Source organism: Nonomuraea sp. ZG12 (assembly GCF_052068115.1).
Classification (GTDB): domain Bacteria; phylum Actinomycetota; class Actinomycetes; order Streptosporangiales; family Streptosporangiaceae; genus Nonomuraea.
In genome coordinates, this window is sequence record NZ_JBQHCW010000042.1 from 1 (window position 1) to 16,082 (window position 16,082).

At 69.3% G+C, this 16,082-nt stretch carries 14 protein-coding genes; 8 read left to right on the forward strand and 6 right to left on the reverse strand.

Going from position 1 to position 16,082, the window contains the following annotated elements; translation table 11 throughout:
* Positions 1-345 precede the first annotated feature (345 nt).
* Entirely contained in the window at positions 346-1,476 is a 1,131-nt protein-coding gene (locus tag ACTMTF_RS46855) for a hypothetical protein (RefSeq protein WP_441116565.1), read from the forward strand.
* Here ACTMTF_RS46855 and ACTMTF_RS46860 read toward each other — a convergent pair.
* Complete coding sequence (locus ACTMTF_RS46860) at positions 1,433-1,780, reverse strand: hypothetical protein (RefSeq protein ID WP_441116566.1); 348 nt, start codon at positions 1,778-1,780, stop codon at positions 1,433-1,435. The genes ACTMTF_RS46855 and ACTMTF_RS46860 overlap by 44 nt on opposite strands.
* A 142-nt stretch (positions 1,781-1,922) precedes the next feature.
* Between ACTMTF_RS46860 and ACTMTF_RS46865 the strand changes: the two genes are divergently transcribed.
* The 3 genes from ACTMTF_RS46865 to ACTMTF_RS46875 all read left to right on the forward strand — a co-directional run bounded on the left by ACTMTF_RS46865 (position 1,923) and on the right by ACTMTF_RS46875 (position 5,080).
* Positions 1,923-2,348, forward strand: coding sequence for a TetR/AcrR family transcriptional regulator C-terminal domain-containing protein (locus ACTMTF_RS46865; protein ID WP_441116567.1), 426 nt, complete (start codon positions 1,923-1,925; stop codon positions 2,346-2,348).
* Between the two features lie 527 nt (positions 2,349-2,875).
* Entirely contained in the window at positions 2,876-3,772 is an 897-nt protein-coding gene (locus tag ACTMTF_RS46870) for an AraC family transcriptional regulator (protein WP_441116568.1), read from the forward strand.
* 207 nt (positions 3,773-3,979) lie between these two features.
* Positions 3,980-5,080 (forward strand): hypothetical protein, encoded by a 1,101-nt coding sequence (locus ACTMTF_RS46875; RefSeq protein ID WP_441116569.1) that lies wholly within the window; start codon positions 3,980-3,982, stop codon positions 5,078-5,080.
* An 89-nt stretch (positions 5,081-5,169) separates the two neighbouring features.
* On the opposite strand, the gene ACTMTF_RS46880 is transcribed toward ACTMTF_RS46875, so the two are convergent.
* The 5 genes from ACTMTF_RS46880 to ACTMTF_RS46900 form a co-directional block, all read right to left on the reverse strand.
* Positions 5,170-6,126: an ArsR/SmtB family transcription factor gene (locus ACTMTF_RS46880; protein ID WP_441116570.1), complete on the reverse strand. Its 957-nt coding sequence runs from the start codon at positions 6,124-6,126 to the stop codon at positions 5,170-5,172.
* Between the two features lie 261 nt (positions 6,127-6,387).
* Positions 6,388-6,537, reverse strand: a complete 150-nt coding sequence (locus tag ACTMTF_RS46885; protein WP_441116571.1) for a hypothetical protein — start codon at positions 6,535-6,537, stop codon at positions 6,388-6,390.
* Between the two features lie 14 nt (positions 6,538-6,551).
* Positions 6,552-8,465, reverse strand: coding sequence for an ATP-binding cassette domain-containing protein (locus ACTMTF_RS46890; protein WP_441116572.1), 1,914 nt, complete (start codon positions 8,463-8,465; stop codon positions 6,552-6,554).
* Positions 8,465-9,688 (reverse strand): lanthionine synthetase LanC family protein, encoded by a 1,224-nt coding sequence (locus ACTMTF_RS46895; protein ID WP_441116573.1) that lies wholly within the window; start codon positions 9,686-9,688, stop codon positions 8,465-8,467. Before ACTMTF_RS46895 ends, ACTMTF_RS46890 begins: the two co-directional genes overlap by 1 nt.
* Positions 9,586-9,804: a hypothetical protein gene (locus tag ACTMTF_RS46900; protein ID WP_441116613.1), complete on the reverse strand. Its 219-nt coding sequence runs from the start codon at positions 9,802-9,804 to the stop codon at positions 9,586-9,588. Before ACTMTF_RS46900 ends, ACTMTF_RS46895 begins: the two co-directional genes overlap by 103 nt.
* Before the next feature lie 202 nt (positions 9,805-10,006).
* Between ACTMTF_RS46900 and ACTMTF_RS46905 the strand changes: the two genes are divergently transcribed.
* Genes ACTMTF_RS46905 through ACTMTF_RS46920 form a run of 4 tightly spaced genes read left to right on the forward strand, consistent with a single transcriptional unit; the run spans position 10,007 to position 15,998 of the window.
* Complete coding sequence (locus tag ACTMTF_RS46905; RefSeq protein ID WP_441116574.1) at positions 10,007-12,970, forward strand: lantibiotic dehydratase; 2,964 nt, start codon at positions 10,007-10,009, stop codon at positions 12,968-12,970.
* Positions 12,967-14,250, forward strand: a complete 1,284-nt coding sequence (locus tag ACTMTF_RS46910; protein WP_441116575.1) for a lanthionine synthetase C family protein — start codon at positions 12,967-12,969, stop codon at positions 14,248-14,250. The genes ACTMTF_RS46905 and ACTMTF_RS46910 overlap by 4 nt, the downstream gene beginning before the upstream one ends.
* A 36-nt stretch (positions 14,251-14,286) precedes the next feature.
* Positions 14,287-15,489, forward strand: coding sequence for a JmjC domain-containing protein (locus tag ACTMTF_RS46915; RefSeq protein WP_441116576.1), 1,203 nt, complete (start codon positions 14,287-14,289; stop codon positions 15,487-15,489).
* Entirely contained in the window at positions 15,468-15,998 is a 531-nt protein-coding gene (locus tag ACTMTF_RS46920; RefSeq protein ID WP_441116577.1) for a hypothetical protein, read from the forward strand. The genes ACTMTF_RS46915 and ACTMTF_RS46920 overlap by 22 nt, the downstream gene beginning before the upstream one ends.
* Positions 15,999-16,082 lie beyond the last annotated feature (84 nt).

The window sequence follows — 16,082 nt, forward strand, 5'->3', positions numbered from 1 at the left end:
GGACGTCGCCAACGGGGTGGGCGGGTTCGACACCTGCACCGCCGAGACCGAAAGCGGTTGTGAAGCCTGAGAAGGTGCCGGCTGGGGCGGATCGTCCGCCCCAGCCGGTTTCCCCAGGCACTGTTTCGGGACGAGTGTCGAATTCCGAAGTCGCGTGCGCGGGTGTCCGAACTCCTCTGCGCGTCAGGCCGTCTTCAGCCCCCGCTGAGGCGTGCCTTTCAGCCGTTATGTCGGAGGTTCAGCGCTTCTCTGCCCCAGCGTCGTCTTCTCCCGTACCCCGGGCTCTTGGAGAACTCGCGTCCAGTCCTCCCATCGTTCTTCGCTTCCTCGGATACCAGCGAATCAGTGGACGACGCGCTCCCGGCGCGCTTCTCTGTGATCGTGCGAGTAACCATCGCTCTCGTGGTCGCCATCGGCTTCTTGACGCTGACGACCCTGGAGAGCCGCCGCTTGGCTTGGACCGTGGTGGCAGCGGCTGCTGCGGTGCTCGCCTTCTGGCTCTGGTCCGTGTGGGGACGGCGACTGGGGGCTCGCGCGCGTAAGTGGCGGCGTCGGCTGCTGTACTCAGGCGTAGGACTGGCGAGCATCGTCTTGGCACTGCTCAACGGACTGCCCGAGGTGGTCGAGCGGTGGGTCACTGGCGGAAGTACCGAGGAGCTCCAACTGGGGTTCACCACGATGGCCTGGTGGGGGAGAATCGGCAAGCTGCTGCAGTTCATCGCGGCGCTCGTCGTACTGATCGACCTGGCGGACTCCAACCGGCTGCGCGCGATCGGCGCGCGTGCTGGGCTACGGCAGCGCGGCATCGATCCCAAGATCGACCGCCGGACAGGCGTGTCTGCATACCTGCGCGCGGCCGACTGGCTGACGAGCCATGTGGTGACCCGGCGGGTGATGCTGGGCGCGTACGCCCTGGGCCATCAGCACACGACGACTGGCGATCCTGAGCTCGTCGACCCGCCGGTAACCCACGTGCCCGACCACCTGCCCCTCAGCGACCTCGACTACCACGTACTTCATGCCTGGTTCAAAGGCGAGGTCGCCGATAAGCCCATCGCGCCCGAGCATGAACGCCAACTGGAAGCCATGGCGTTGAAAGTGGTGACGGACCAGCTGTCCGATTCCGAGCGCATGCAGGTGGAGAAGGCTCGCCAGCGTCGTGAGCTGGCAGGCAGGGCGGTCGGCCCCGCCGTATTTTTCTTTGGTGCCCTGGTGTTGGGGATCCGCTTCGCGCTGGACCCTGGCGACTGGTACACCCTCACCCTGGCCGCGATCGCAATAGCCGGAACAGTCGGGCTCTCGCTCGGGGAAGGCAAGCTCTACGAGCGCTGGTTGCACGCGCTCTATCTTCCGCAACGCGTGGTGGCGGAGTCGCTGGCACAACTTCTCGACCGCGAGCGGCCCGCGCACCCGCTGCGTTGGCTGGCGTTCTTCATCTTCCTGTACGGCTTCGCCCTCGACCTGCTGGCGTCCTAGCGTCATTCCCTTGGATCGCCAAGGAGATCGAATCGGCGATGTGATCGCGGGCCCATTCGGTGTAGTCGCGGCGGGGGGCGTCCGGTGGCCTGCTCCACGTCCGGCCAGACGCGCATTCGGCGTAGCCGTCGTCGCCGGTCGCGGCGTCGCCGCTGTACTCGTCGAAGCCCAGCATCAGGTCGGCCGATTCGGCGGCGAACCCCCCTTGTGCCTTCATCAGCTCACGGGCGCGCTCGCGGCTGACCTCCTCGTAGCGGACCGGTTCGCCGAGCGCTTCGCCGATGGCCGCCACCTGCTCGCGCACCGTGACCAGTCCCGGCCCGGTCAGGGTGTACGCCCTGCCATGGTGACCGTCCTGCAGCAGCGCGGCGACGTGCTCTCGAGCTCCTCGCGCTGGCCAAGCGGGCGGGAGTGAAGCAAATAAGGCCGACCTGCTCGTAGCAGTGATGCGGGAACGCTCACCCGGCTTCACGCTGCTGGCACAGGCGCTGAACGGCAGGGCAGGCACAGGAGCTCTCGTGGACAACCTCACCGCCGTGGCGCGGGCCGCGATCGCCTTCTACGGCGAGGGCTTTCCCATGCTCGCCTCGATGTTCGCCGACCCGTCCACCCTCGCCGCGCACAAGGAAGAACTGCGGCACCAAGGCGCCGGCCCGCACAAGGCCAACGAAGCCGTCGCCGCCTACCTGCGCGCCGAACAGAACCTTGGACGACTGTGGCCAGAAGCCGACATCACCGCCGCTGCCGGACTGCTCCTCGGCGCCTGCTTCCAGTACGCGTTCCTGAGCCACATGTCGCTGTCCGCCGACCGTGACGACGATGAGGCCGCGGCCTCCTTCGCCCGCACCCTCCTCCAACAGCTCGCCCCCTGAGTGATAATCAAGGCCTCAACTCGTGAAGGGACAGCGTTGGCGGAGCCAGTTGACGGCTCATGCGCCTGGGGGCGTTCGCGTGCGGGTCCTCGACTGACACTGCCCTGTTCGGGATGGGGGATCGGGCAGAAGCACTTATCTACAACCCGCCAAGGCGTGATCTATTTAGAAGTACTTTGAAATGTCCGGATTCACATTTACAATATCGCGATCTATCACTAATCTGCTGACCGCAGGGGGAAGAGTCCATGGTCCTTCCGCCGTGGAGATGACGTGGATATGCGCATTCCGGAATCCACGTCATCCTACCGCCGAACTCAGACCCCCCTGACTCGTATCGACGACCAGATCGACGCAGCCTCCATACCGAGTACCAGGCACGACTGCTCGCGTCGACGTGGCAGTTGGCGGAGTGTGTAGGGGAAATCAGCACGATGAAAAATTTGAATTCGCAGGGGTTGGGGTGTACCTCAGGCCCATCGATAAACTACCCGGCTGTTACCGCAGATGTCGATCAGCTGCGAGAAATGCTAGAGCAGCATTACTCATCTTACTACCTTCAGATTATCAAGTCGCACCCGCACGGCGCTCGATACCAGCTTCTCCACAGGGGAAAGATCGCTCTGTACACCGCGTCATATGGGGCAGAGATTCGTACCGGGACGTCGGAGTCGTTCAACTTCTATGTGATCATGCCGTTGCGAGGGGCCGGAGAGGTGACGCTCAACGGGAGGGTCGTTACCGCACCGATCTCCCTCATAGGTCCCCAGCAGAAGATCGACATGCGTTGGAGCCTCGATCACGAAGTAATGCTGATGCAGATTCCGTCGGCACTCATGCAGGAGACGCTCGAGGCTTACCTGGGTGATCCTCCCAAGGAGCGACTGCGGTTCGAACCGGGGGTGGATGCCACCAGCGCGCTCGGTCACGCGCTGAGAATGCTGTCATCGGTCGGTACGGTCGGTACGCTGCCCTTCGCGGCCTCGAAGCCGGCCGAGCATCACTTCGAGCAGTTCCTGCTGCACACCTTGCTCTCCTCCCAGTCCCACAATTACTCCCACGAACTCGGCGAGCCCCCCGCCTCGTGGACCCCTGCCGCTCTTCGGCGTGCGACCCGCTATTGCGAAGATCACGCTGGCGAACCGATCTGTCTTGGCGACATCGCCGCCGCGGCCAGGGTCAGCGTCCGCACTCTCCAGCTCGGCTTCCGCGAGCATTTGCAGACCACCCCGATGGCCTATCTCCGTTCCGTACGGCTGGCTCACGCCCACGCCGATCTGGTCCGCATCGCCGAGACGGGCAGCCAGACAACCGTCACGGATGTGGCCCTCCGGTGGGGATTCACCCATCTCGGCCGTTTCGCGGCCCTGTACAGGCAGACCTACGGCCGGCCGCCGTCCAGCACCCGGCAAGGACACCGGTAAGCGTGGCAGCCGCTCCACTCGAGCAGGCCAGTTGGCCGGTGGTGACAGGAACACGGCGATCAGCAGCTTCATCCGCCGTACACACGATCACGCCCTCAGCACAAGATCTTCAGTGCACTGCTAGGCCTCCCGAACCGGCGACCCCTAACATTTTCCTTTTTTTCGAATAGATCCTGCCGCATTGCCGGATGCCGGTTTGATTCCCGCATGAGATCTATCCGACAGGGGGCCGTACTGGCCGCGGTCACGGTCATGACGGCGGTGGTCACTCCAGTGGCAGCGACGGCCGCGTCAAGCTCGTGTGAGGCGCCGCCACGCAGCAGCTCGGCCTACAACGACTTCGTGCTCACGTACAAGTCCAACTGCGCCACGAAGAAGAACTACGACCGGACGTTCCAGGACGTCACGGCGTCTGTTCTGGTCGACAAGCGCAACAGGCTGTCGGTCACGACGTCGACGGCGCTGGCCGGCGCGATCGCGTCGGTCAAGGTGAACAACAAGGAGTTCATCTCCAGCGGCGGCCACGGTGCCGCTTTCCAGTACGCCTTCCACGCCTGGCAGCAGGGTGAGGCGTCGACCGAGTGCTACAACCCCACGCAGGCCGGCACTCGCCTCGACGACGCGGGCCAGCCGCCGCCCTACCACGGTCCCAGCACCAGCGCGCTCTACACCATGGCCAGATCCGGCAGCTCCATCCGTACGGCGGTGCGGCCCGCGATGTTCGTCACCCTCGCGGACACGAAACCGGGCTGGGGCGACTGCCGCAGCGCCGACCACCAGGACAAGCGCGCCCCGTTCACCATGGGCCTGTCGCCGTACTGGCTGCAGACCGCGATCGAGCTCGCCACCGACCACGACGCGCCCACGCTGGACAACGTCTTCCGCGCCGCCGCCACGATCACCTCGGACGACGAACGGCACGACCACTTCAGCGGCGTCCTCGTCGCCTACCTGCAGCCGGATTTCACCAAGGTCTTCTCCTACAGCCCCGCCACCGGTCGCCTGTCGCCCAAGCCCGTGGACTCTCACACGAGCAAGGACCCCATGGTCCGTTGTACGGGCGACGGCGACTACTGCCTCGGCATGTACGTCAAGCCCGACGTTCTCGGCGACAAGGCCTACTACTACACGATGACCCGCCCGCCCATGGACTACAACGGCCACTTCGGCGAGAACACCATCCAGGTCACCAGCCCCAGCGGAGCCATGGACAAGGGAGACAAGGTCACCTACGAAACCTACGTGGTCGTCGGCAACAAGAGTCGCGTCGAACACACCATGACCCAGCTCCACCGCGCCTTCAGGTAGACGGCCCTCGGCCAGGGGGTCATACCGGCGCCGATGACGCCGCAGCCTTCGCGCCCCGCGCCCGGTGATCCGCCCAGCTGCGGCCTCTGTCAGCGGCGGAACAGCTCCAGCAAATCCTCCGCTCGGCGGGTGCGGGTGATCCATACCTCGCGGCCCCTGCGCTCCCGCATGATCAGCCGTCCGGCGCTCAGCCGGTCGCAGTGGTACGTCAGGCCGCTGGGCGCGATCTGCAGGTCCGTGGCCAGCATGCTCATGGTCATGGGCTGTTCCAGGGCACAGAGCAGGTGTGCGCGGACTGGGCCCAGGATCGCCGACAGCTCGTCCGCCGCGGGCGCGACGGGCTTTCGCCACAACGAGTCCGCGCCGGGCACCGGGTAGGCGATCCAGACGGCGTCCGGGCTGTCCAGGCTGACGATCACGGCGTCCTTGCCGGCCAACATGGGCACCAGAACGAGCTTCCTGTCACCCAGCTCGAAGGTGCTCGACTCCAGGTCGGAGATGAGCAGGCCGCGCTCGCCGTAGACGATGCGCTCGCTCAGCGCGCCCAGCAACAGCTCGTGGCCGCCCCGCACCGCCGCGACGCCCACCCGCTCGACCTCCCTGTCGAATAGCGGGCGGGCGCGTTTCCACAGCGGTTCCGTGGTGTCCCAGACGTCGGCCAGGGCGCTGGCGTACCCGCGCAGCCAGTGCCCGGGCCGCTCTGCCGCCGAGCGCCAGTGCGACGGCGGCGTCCCCGGGCCGAACGCCTGCTCCAGATCCTTGATCAGAGCGTCGGGCGAGATGTCCTGCAGGGCGCTGACCTGCGACTGCACGGTTACATCGCCGTCGGTGGGGGAGCGCGGCACGATGCTGTCCGGCGCGATCGAGCTGCCGGGTACGGCCAGCGGGCGCACGGCGTCCTGGCCGAGCGGGCCGACCCGTGAGGCGATCGCCTCACGCCACAATTCGGGCAGGCCACGGCGGCGCCCCGCAAGGGCGTCGGCGATCATGGCGAGCGCGGTCAGATTGGGCGAGATCGAGATCTGGAGCTGTGGCGTGGAGCTCAACCGCAACTCGCTCCACACACTGCTCTTCGTAGCTATTTGGGTCCCCACAGGAAGGACTTTAGACAGGGGCCGCATCCCCCTTGGAATGCTTCAGCGAAACTTGAAACATCCGATGCCGACGGGTGGCAGAGGGCGGCGGGAAAGCTCTTCCGGGGTTCGGCGAACGGTGAGCGACAACCGTTCGCAGGAGGGTGAGAGCCTGACGACCGAGACACGCGAGCAAGGGGACGGCGGCGAGCGGAGGTTGCAGCGGAAATGGGACTAAATGTCCCGATTGTCCAGAAGGGTGATCCGCACGCTGTCACCATCGGCGACGGCCGCACCAGCAGCCGCCATCGCGAAACCGCTGCCCTCGACCAGAACGGTCATCACGGTCGCAACGATGCGCTTCCGAACCGGCATGGCGGCCATGTCGCGCGAAGAGGTCAGACGATCGTGTATTGCGCTGCCTGCAGCCGGTACATGGACGCGTACGGCCCGTCGGCCCGCATGAGCTCCGTGTGCCGCCCGTGTTCGATGACCCGGCCGGAATCGAACACGTAGATGCGATCGGCCCGCGACACCGACGCCAGCCGGTGGGTCACGAGGATCACCGTTCGGCCGGCGGTCGCCAGCCCGGCGACCTGCTCGAAAATCTCGATCTCCGCCTTGGGGTCGAGCGCCGAGGTCGGCTCGTCGAAGACGACCACGGGCGCGTCCCTGAACCAGGCCCGGCCCAGGCCGATGCGCTGCCACTGACCCCCGGACAGCTCGGTCCCGCCCATGAACTCCCGCGCCAGCAGTGTCTCCCATCCAGCGGGCAGGGCGGCGACCACGGCGTCGCTCCCGCTGGCCACGCTCGCCCGCCACAGCCGCTCGCGGTCCCCGGCGTCGCCAGGACGGCCAAGAGTCACGTTGACGTGGGCGGTGGCCGGCCAGCGGGCGAAGTCCTGGGCGACCAGCGCCACGCGGTCGAACACCTCTCGCCGGCGCAGCCGCTCGATCGGGACGCCGCCCCAGCTCACCTCCCCGGCAGTCGGGAGGTACAGGCCGCTGAGCAGCTTGGCCATCGTGCTCTTGCCTGAGCCGTTGGCGCCGACGAAGGCGACGATCTCGCCCGGCCGGATCAGCACGTCGACGCGGTCCAGTGCGAGCCGGGACTGGCCGGGGTAGGCGAAAGTCAGAGCGTCGGCACGGATCTCGACCGGGCCGGCGGGCAGCGGCATCGGCCCGCTGCTCATCCGGTGCTGGGCGGCCTCTTCGCACGCGCGCTCCCATTCCAGGACGTACAGACCCTGTTCGTACACCTGGTTGATGGACATGACGAGGCTGAGGAGGCTCGCCTTCGCGGTGCGGATGGCGATCACGACCGCGCCGGCGACGGCGAGCGGGATCGTGCCGGAGACCAGTAGCAACCCGAGCGTGAGGTAGGTGAGCACGGCCGCGGCCCCGGAGGCCGCGTCGCCCGCCAGCCCCAGCCTGGCCTCCTCGCGGCCCAACCGGCCCTGCTCCGCCTCGGCCTGCCCCGAGAGCCGATCGTAGTGCCGAAGCAGGAATGCCGCCGCGCCGTGCGCGCGCACCTCCGTGGCCACCTCGCGGCCGGTGAGCAGACCGCTGAGGACGTCCAGCTGACGGCCGAGCTCCATGTTCCGCTTGGCGGAGGCGAACCTGGTACGGGCCGAGCAGACCGCGCTCCACCCCTTCGGCACCACCGTGGCCAGCAGCAGCGGCAGGAGCAACGGGTGCAGCACACCGAGCACCGTCCCCACCGCGACCAAGGTGGACAGACCGCTCAGCAACTGCGCCGCCTGCGTGATCACCACGCGGGCCGCCCTGGTGCCCTGCCTGGCGGCCTCCAGCAGGTTGTGGAACGCGGGCGATTCCAGCGCGCCCAGCTCGACGTCGGCCGCCAGGGCCAGAAGCCGGGTGTAGGCCAGGCGTTCGACCGTGGGGCCGAGCCGGCTGACAGCCGCCTTGCCGGCCGCGCGGGCCAGGCTGCCCGCCGCCGCGGCGGCGGCCATCACCAGCAGTGTCGGCACCGCCGACATCAGCCGTTCAGCCGACGGGCTGCCCGTCATGAGCGGCACCAGCACGTGGTACGTCGACAGCAGCGTGACGACCGTCGCCACCGCTGAGACGGACTCGGCCACCAGCACGGTCAGGAGCTGCTTGGGCGCGGCCTGCCTGGCCAGGCGGACCGTCACCGCGACCAGGCCGGGCAGCTCGCGGACCATGGACAGGAACCCCGTCCGCACCCCGGCGCCCTCGTGTTTGAGCTGGCCGTGCGAGGCGCGGATGCCACCGCCGAACAGAGGGTCGCGGACCTCGTCAGGTGCGTGCCCGTTGCGGTGGCGTCCCATCAGGCCGCCAGGAACAACGACGACGCGAACTGGTCCCCGGCGGTGACGGTCAGCAGGGCCAGGGCTATTCCGGCGGCGCCGGTGAGCAGTCCGGGGTCCGGCACGTCGTACCCGAGCGGCCGGCGGCCGTCATAGGCGTCGCAGAGGCGATCGAACAGTTCGTTCGTGGCCGCGTCCAGGCCGAAGGCGGCACTGATCAGCATGAGACCGGCCCATCCGTGGCAGATCCCCGGCGTGTCCAGCCCCCACACCGTGGGGGCCGCCACGAGGCGGTCCATCGCTTCGATGGCGACGTGCCGGTACCGAGGCTCGCCGACCGCGTCGCCGGCCAGCCACAGGGCGCGGGCCACCCCCGGCACTCCGTAGCACCAGGAGGCGCGGCGAGATGACGGATACCGGGTCGCACCGTCGACGCCCGCCGGCCAGACCGTCCCCCACTCGTCCTGTGTGGCCTGGGCCAGCAGCCAATCGGCGACCTTCCGGATCGTCCCGGACCGGTCCGTAACGTCGGCGACGTTCGTTCCGGCAGCGCCGTCCCTCACGAGCAGCGCCAGCACGGCCAGCGCACCGGCCACGCCGTGGGCCAGGCCGCAGTCGGCGTACCCGTCGGTGACCGACCACCCGGCGGGGATCCGGTGCACGGGCATCGGATACGGCGGGCTCGCGCCCGCGGATCGCACCAGAGCGGCCACCATGTCCTCCCGTTTCTCACCTGGCGGCCTGAGGAGCAGGTAGAGGCCCGCTCCCGCCGTCCCTGAGACGAGGTCATGGTCGGGCACCACCGCCACCGCCGCGTCCGTCCGGCCGAGCAGTCGCTCGTACGCGCCGGTACTTCCGCGGAGCGACGCGGCGGCCACACCCAGCCCCGCGATTCCGCCATCGAAAAGGCCCGCTCTCCCCGCCGCTCCTGCTTTCACCGCGTCCGCGAGAAAACGATGACCCACTGTATTCCAGCCGTCTTCCGGTGCAATTCTGCCAAGTGCGGCATAAAGCATGGCGAAACCCGCACCGCCATGTGACAGCGATGCGGGATGACGCCGCGCGGAATGTTCGCCGGCGGTGAGACGGGCTGCCAATTCCTGCGCGATGGACAGGGCGGCGGCTCGCCGGGAGGCACTCGTCAGTAGCACATGCCCGGGGCCTTGGCCCCATAGGTGGGTGAGCACGTCCCACAGTCCTGGGTGCCGCTGCACGTTCCGCTCCACGACACCTGCGTACCGCACGTGGAGCCGTTATCGCTGCACGCGTAGACGGGCGGGATCGCGTCGGTCTCGAGCAGTTGCTCGATGTCGAGATCGAAGACGTCCACGGCGAGGTCGGCCTGAGCGACTGGGCTCACTTCGTGTTCCTTTCCTCCGATGAGCCCCGATCGGGCTCATGGGTAAGGGAGCTTATCCAGCGTCGACGGCGGAATATCGTCCACTTACACAAAATTCTAAGTGTCCGGTTTTCGCGTTCGCCGATGTTACGCTCTCGTCCCCGATCAGCCGAGTCCGGCGAAGCCGTATTGCTCGCACCAGCCACTGATGAGAAGGCAAGGAATGGCAGAGTTCGACGTCGCCGATTTCGCGTTGCTGCGGATGAGTACGCTGCCCGCGGGCCGTGCGGCCCAGACCCGGACCGACAGCGGCGACCCGGCGGCCTACCTCCGGTCCATCACCGCCGATCCCTTGGTCAGGGAGGCCATCGCGGTGTCCAGCCCGTCGCTCGCCCGCACGCTGGACCTCGTGCACGAGGGGCGTGCCGTCGAAGGGAAGAAGCTACGGCGCGCCGTCGTGTCGGCGACCCGGTACCTGCTCCGGATGGCCACCAGACCCACCCCGTTCGGGCTGATGGCCGGGGTGGCGGAGGTGCGCTTCGACGACCTGGGCAAGCTCCGGCTGGGCGAACGGCACCAGAAGCTGACCCGGCCCGACACCGCCTGGCTCCTGGACGTCGTCCGCGGCCACGAACGCGACCTTGAGGTGCTGCGCCGGCTGCGCGTCGTGCTGAACGGCCTGTGCCAGGTGCGCGGCGATCGTCTGGCTCTGCCCCACCTGCCCCGCGACGGCGACGCCGCGGTGCGTGAACTGTCGGTCGGCATGAGCCCGCTGGTGCGGTCCGTCATGGAGCGCGCCCGGCGGCCCGTCGCCTACACCGAGCTGGTCGACCACCTGCTCATCTCTTTCCCGCAGGGCACGAGGGAGAGGGCGGAGCAGGCGCTGGCCAACATGGTGGAGCGGGCGTTCCTGCTGACCGACCTGGTACCGCCCGACGACGCCCCTGACCAGATCGCGCACGTCACCGCCCGGCTGCCCCCGGCCGCGCGGACCGGGCTGGAGACGAGCGCCGCAGCGCTGCGCGCCTACGCCGCCGTCCCGGCGGGCAGCGGCCTGCCCGCCCTGCGGCACGCGCTGAGCAGCGCCGAGGCCGTGCGCGCCGGTCATCACGCGCCGCACGTGGACCTCAGAATGGACGCCGACGTACGACTTCCGCAGGTGGTCGCGCAGGAGCTGGCGCACCTGGGCCGCACCCTGGTCCGCATCACCCCGCCCGAGGCGGGCATCGAGCACCTGCGCCGCTACTACGACGAGTTCCTCGACAGGTACGGCACCGCCCGCCTCGTTCCGCTGAAGGAACTGCTGGACGGCGAGCTCGGTCTCGGGGGTCCGGCCGGTTACCGCGCGTCCGAGCGCCCCGAGATCGACCCCGAGCAGGACCGCTACCGCAACCGGGTGCTCGGCGAGCTGGCCCAGGGGGCCGTGCTCGACGGCCGACTCGAGGTGGAACTGGACGATGCCACGCTCGACCGGCTGACCGACCGCGACGACGGCCGCCTGCCCGAGGTCCTGGAGCTCGGCGTCCACCTGCTCGCCGACTCGATGGAAGAGCTGAACGGCGGAGACTTCCGGCTCGTCCTGGCCAACATGCCGATCTCGCGCAGGTTGGGGGCTATGACGGGGCGGTTCACGTACTTCCTGGATGAGCTGCGCGAGCAGACGGCGCGCATGTGGCGCGAGAGCACGAACACCGTGCCGGCGCAGGTGACGTTCCAGCCCGCCTGGACCCGGATCATGAACGTGGCCCGGGTGCCGTCCCTGGTCGAGCGCACCCTGCCGGTGGGCAGGTTCGCCGATCCGGGCGACGAGGCGGTGCTGTCCCTGGACGAACTGGCGGTGGGCGCCTCCGGCGACCGGCTGTTCCTGTGGTCCACCCGGCTGGAGTCGGAGATCGTGCCGGCCACCCCGCACATGCTGGTCGTCCCCCGAGTGGCCCTGGACGCCGTCCGCTTCGTGTACGAGATCGGCGAGGCCAGGCACCGGGTCTGCAAGGGGTGGGACTGGGGGCTGGCGGGCAGGCTGCTGCCGTATCTGCCGCGCGTGCGGCGGGGCCGCTCGATCCTGGCCTCCGCCATCTGGCGGCCGGCCGCCGAGCTCAACGACGTCGCGGCGCCCGATGCCGACTGGGGCCGGCGCTTCGACGCCTGGCGGGAGCGGTGGCGGGTGCCGTCGCAGGTGTACCTGACCAACGGCGACAACCGTATCGGGCTCGATCTGGACGCGCCGCTGCACCGCGAGATCCTCCGTCACGAGCTGGCCCGCCGCCCCAGCACGCTCCTGGTGGAGGCGCCAGGCGGCGACGGCTTCGGCGCCGGCTGGCTCGGCGGGCGCGCCAACGAGATCACCGCGACGCTCCGCTCGACGGCGCAGGAGCCGCCGATCCGCACAGCGGCCCGGCCGGCCCCGCCGCCGCCGCGGCACCAGCCGGGCGGAGAGTGGCTGTTCGCCAAGCTCTATGCCTCGGCCGACCGGCACACCGATCTCATCAGGCAGTGGTTGCCCGTCCTACGCGCGGCGCTGCCGCCGGCCGTGGACCGCTGGTTCTTCATCCGCTACTTCGATCCTGGCCCGCACCTGCGCATCCGCGTGCACGCGGATCCGGGCACGCTGCATCGGGAGGTGCTGCCCCTGGTGCACGACTGGGCCGCCGACCTGCGCCGGGCCGGGCTGGCCCGTTCTCTCCTGCTCGACACCTACGAGCCCGAGGCCGACCGGTACGGCGGTGTGGAGGCGCTGGAGGCAGCCGAGCGGGTCTTCGCCGCGGACAGCGACGCCGTGCTGGCCCAGCTGCGACTGCGACCGAAGCTGACCCCGGAGCTGCTGGCCGCGGCGAACTACGCCGACCTCGCCCGCGCCTTCCACGGCGAAGGCTGGCAGGACTGGCTGCTGGCCGCCTACCCCGTCGGTGAGCACCATCGGGCGTTCCAGTCGATCCGGCGCACCGCCGTGGATCTGATGGCCGACGGAGACCCCCGCCTGGAGGAGGTCTGGCGCCCGCGCGTGCGGGCCGTCGCCGAGTACGGCGAACTGATCAGGTCCCTGCGCCGCCGGACACCGCTGCCCGCGCTGCTCCACATGCACCACAACCGGCTGATCGGGGCGTCGGAGATGTCCGAGGGCGCTTCCTACGCCATCGCCCGCGGCGCCGTGCAGGCTCTGCGTGACCGCGCCAGGCACGGGCGATGACGGCGGCGGGGGAGCAGGCCGCTCAGATCGCCGAGGAGGTGGCGCGGCGGCTGGCCGACCCGGCCGCGGTCGAGCGGGTGGCCGCGGCCAACACCGATCGGTTCGCGGACGGGCGGCGCCCGCTGGTCTGGCATCCGATGTCGCTCAACGAGGGCTACCTGGGGATCGCGCTTCTGCACAGCGAACGGGCGGACCGCGACCGGGCGCACGCCTTCCTGAGCGCCGCGGCCCGCACCCGGCCCGCCCGGCACGCCCTCCTCGACGGCCTGCCGGCCCTGCTGTTCACCACGAGGGCCGCCGCCACCAGGCCCGGCGACTACGCGAGCCTGCTGAACCGGGCCGAGCCGGCAGTGCGGGAGCTGACGCGGCAGCGCGCCGCCGCCGAGCACACCCGGCTGCGACCCCGGCGCGACGGAGTCGAGTTCGCCGCCTACGACGTCGTCGAAGGGCTCACCGGGCTGGGCCGCCTCGTGCTGGAGTACGGCGACACCGAGCCGCTCTCCTACCTCATCGCCCTGACCGAGCCCATCGAGATGGCGGGCACGACCGTACCGGGCTGGCTGGTCACGCACGCCGCGGTCAGGGGCGCCCAGGCGGGGGACGGGCACTTCAATCTCGGTCTCGCGCACGGTGTCCCCGGCCCGCTGGCCCTGCTGGCGATCGCGTACAGCCAGGGCCTGCGCCTGCCGGGCCACGCGCAGGCGATGGAGCGCGTGGCGGACTGGCTGCTCGACTGGGCGCGTGGCGGGTCATGGCCGCCGACGGTGCCGCTGCACCGGCAACGCGAGCGGGCGGCCGCACCGGGACAACGGCCTCACGATCACCGGGCGCCGATCCGCCCCGCGTGGTGCTACGGCACGGCAGGCGTGGCCCGGGCGCTCTTCCTCGCCGGGCAGGCACTGGAACGGCCCGACTGGCGGGAGGCGGCGATCCGGTCGTTGCACGAGACGCTGGCCCGCCCCTGGGACACCTGGGGAATGGTGGACGCCGGACTGTGCCACGGCTGGGCGGGCATGCTCCACATCGTCGGGCAGATCGGCCGCGACAGCGGCGACGAACGACTCCTGGCCCACGCCGACGCGCTGGCCGGCCGAGTGGTGGACGCGTTCGCCGAGGACGCGCCGTTCGGGTTCCGCTACGCCGCGTCGGGGGACGCCGAGGTGTCCCCCGACCGGGTCGGCCTGCTCGAAGGCGCCGCCGGCATCGCGCTCGCGCTCCATCACCACAGCAGCGGCACACCCTCCGCGACAGGCTGGGACACCGCCCTGCTGCTGAACTGACGAACCGATCACCGGCAAGCGAAAGGACCTAATCGCATGGTGGGGTTGCCCGCCCTCGTGGGCGACGTCGAGCAGTTCTTCACCCGGCACCTCGGGAAGAGACCGCTGTTGCGCGGCGGCGCGATCGCCGACGTCCGCGCGATCGCCTCGCTCGACGACATCGACCGCGTCATCACCGGCAGCGGCCTTCGTGCTCCGGGCGTACGCGTCGTGAAGGAGGGCACGGTCATACCCCAGGACCGCTACACCTCTCCCTCCACCCTCGGCTACGCCGGCCTCACGGACGTCGTCGACCCCGCCAAGGTGACGCGACTCTTCCTGGGCGGGGCCACGATCGTGCTCGGCACGGTGGACCTCCTCCTGCCCCGCCTGCACGAGCTGTGCAAGAAGGTCGAGATGGACGTCGGCCATCCCGTGGACGCCAACATCTACATCGCCCCGCCCGGTGCGAACGCCTTCCAGGTCCACTGCGACGCGCAGGACATCCTCGTCATCCAGGTGCACGGCGGCAAGCGATGGACCTTGTTCGACCACATCGTCCCCAACCCCGGCGGCGGCAGGATGCTCCCCGGCCTGGACGCCCCCTCCACCGTGTACGAACTGCGCAGCGGCGACGTCCTCTACGTCCCGCGCGGTATGCCGCACCTGGTGCGCACCGACACGTCGTCCTCCGTCCACGTCACCCTCAGCATCAACACGCTGACGTGGGCGGATCTCCTGACCGACCTCACCGCGCAGATCATGCGCTCCGACGCCTACACCCGTCCCCTGCCCATGGGCAGCGATGTCGCCCGTCAGGCCGAGCCCCTGCTCAAGCACTATGCGGACGAGCTAGCGGCGAGGCTCGCCGACAGCGACGCCGCCGTCCTGCACCGTGCGATCTACAGCCGCCCCGCCTTCGCCGAGGGGGACCGGGCCGGGCTGCTCCGCGACGCGCTGCTCGATGCCCCGCTACCCGGTCGGCAGGACCGCATCGCCCTGCGACCGGGCATCTGGCCGGTCATCGCCGAGCAGGACGCGATGGCGGAACGTCCCGACGCGCAGGGCCGAGGGGAGGCCGTCCGTATCGAGGCCGGTGGCCGGGCGTTCCATGTCGCGCCCGAGGTGGCCGACGCCTGCCGCCGTCTGCTCGACGGCGGCCCGCTGCCCGTCGAGGCCTTGTCGGCGGATCCAGTCGACGGGGCCCGCATCGCGGAGGTCCTGCTCGGGCTCGGGTTGTGCATGATGTCACCGCACTGACAGCTGCGCCGGGACGCCGCTGGCTGGAGAGCGCCCGCTACCTTGCTTATGTGACCCTCAGGAAGATCAACGGCAGCTGGGTCGGAGACGACATCAATGACCTGGGCACCTATTTCGGCGCCGATCCGCACGAATATGTCGTGCATCAGGTGGTTGCGGCACATTGCACTCACTGCACAGGTCAGGTCTTCGTCCTCGAGACCGACGAATCCTCGACATGTGTGCGCCGCACATGCTCCCAATGCGACGAGGCCGCCTACATGCTCGACTGCGAGGAGCACTGGCCCACTACAGAGGAAGAGGCTGAGGCCGGCTACTTCGTCGAATGCACCTGCGGCTCGGACCAGTTCGAGACGGCAGTCGGCTTCACGTTCTATGACGACACGCCGACCTCTGACATCCGCTGGGTCAGCATCGCGGTCCGATGCACGACCGACGGGCTCATCGGATACTGCGCCGGCTGGAAGATCGGCTATGGGCCATCACATCAGCTGGTCGACTCGGTCTGAAACGCCGAGCTCGGCGCTGACACCAGGGTGAGATTCGCCCCGGAAGACCGGGCCTTTCTCGCCGCGCATCGAGCACGCCACCCG

Coding starts and splice junctions, on each gene's coding strand:
- ACTMTF_RS46865 (WP_441116567.1), top strand. CDS start 1,923: ATGCGGGAACGCTCACCCGGCTTCACGCTGCTGGCACAGGCGCTGAAC.
- ACTMTF_RS46870 (WP_441116568.1), top strand. CDS start 2,876: ATGCTAGAGCAGCATTACTCATCTTACTACCTTCAGATTATCAAGTCG.
- ACTMTF_RS46875 (WP_441116569.1), top strand. CDS start 3,980: ATGAGATCTATCCGACAGGGGGCCGTACTGGCCGCGGTCACGGTCATG.
- ACTMTF_RS46885 (WP_441116571.1), bottom strand. CDS start 6,537: ATGGCCGCCATGCCGGTTCGGAAGCGCATCGTTGCGACCGTGATGACC.
- ACTMTF_RS46890 (WP_441116572.1), bottom strand. CDS start 8,465: ATGGGACGCCACCGCAACGGGCACGCACCTGACGAGGTCCGCGACCCT.
- ACTMTF_RS46905 (WP_441116574.1), top strand. CDS start 10,007: ATGGCAGAGTTCGACGTCGCCGATTTCGCGTTGCTGCGGATGAGTACG.
- ACTMTF_RS46910 (WP_441116575.1), top strand. CDS start 12,967: ATGACGGCGGCGGGGGAGCAGGCCGCTCAGATCGCCGAGGAGGTGGCG.
- ACTMTF_RS46915 (WP_441116576.1), top strand. CDS start 14,287: ATGGTGGGGTTGCCCGCCCTCGTGGGCGACGTCGAGCAGTTCTTCACC.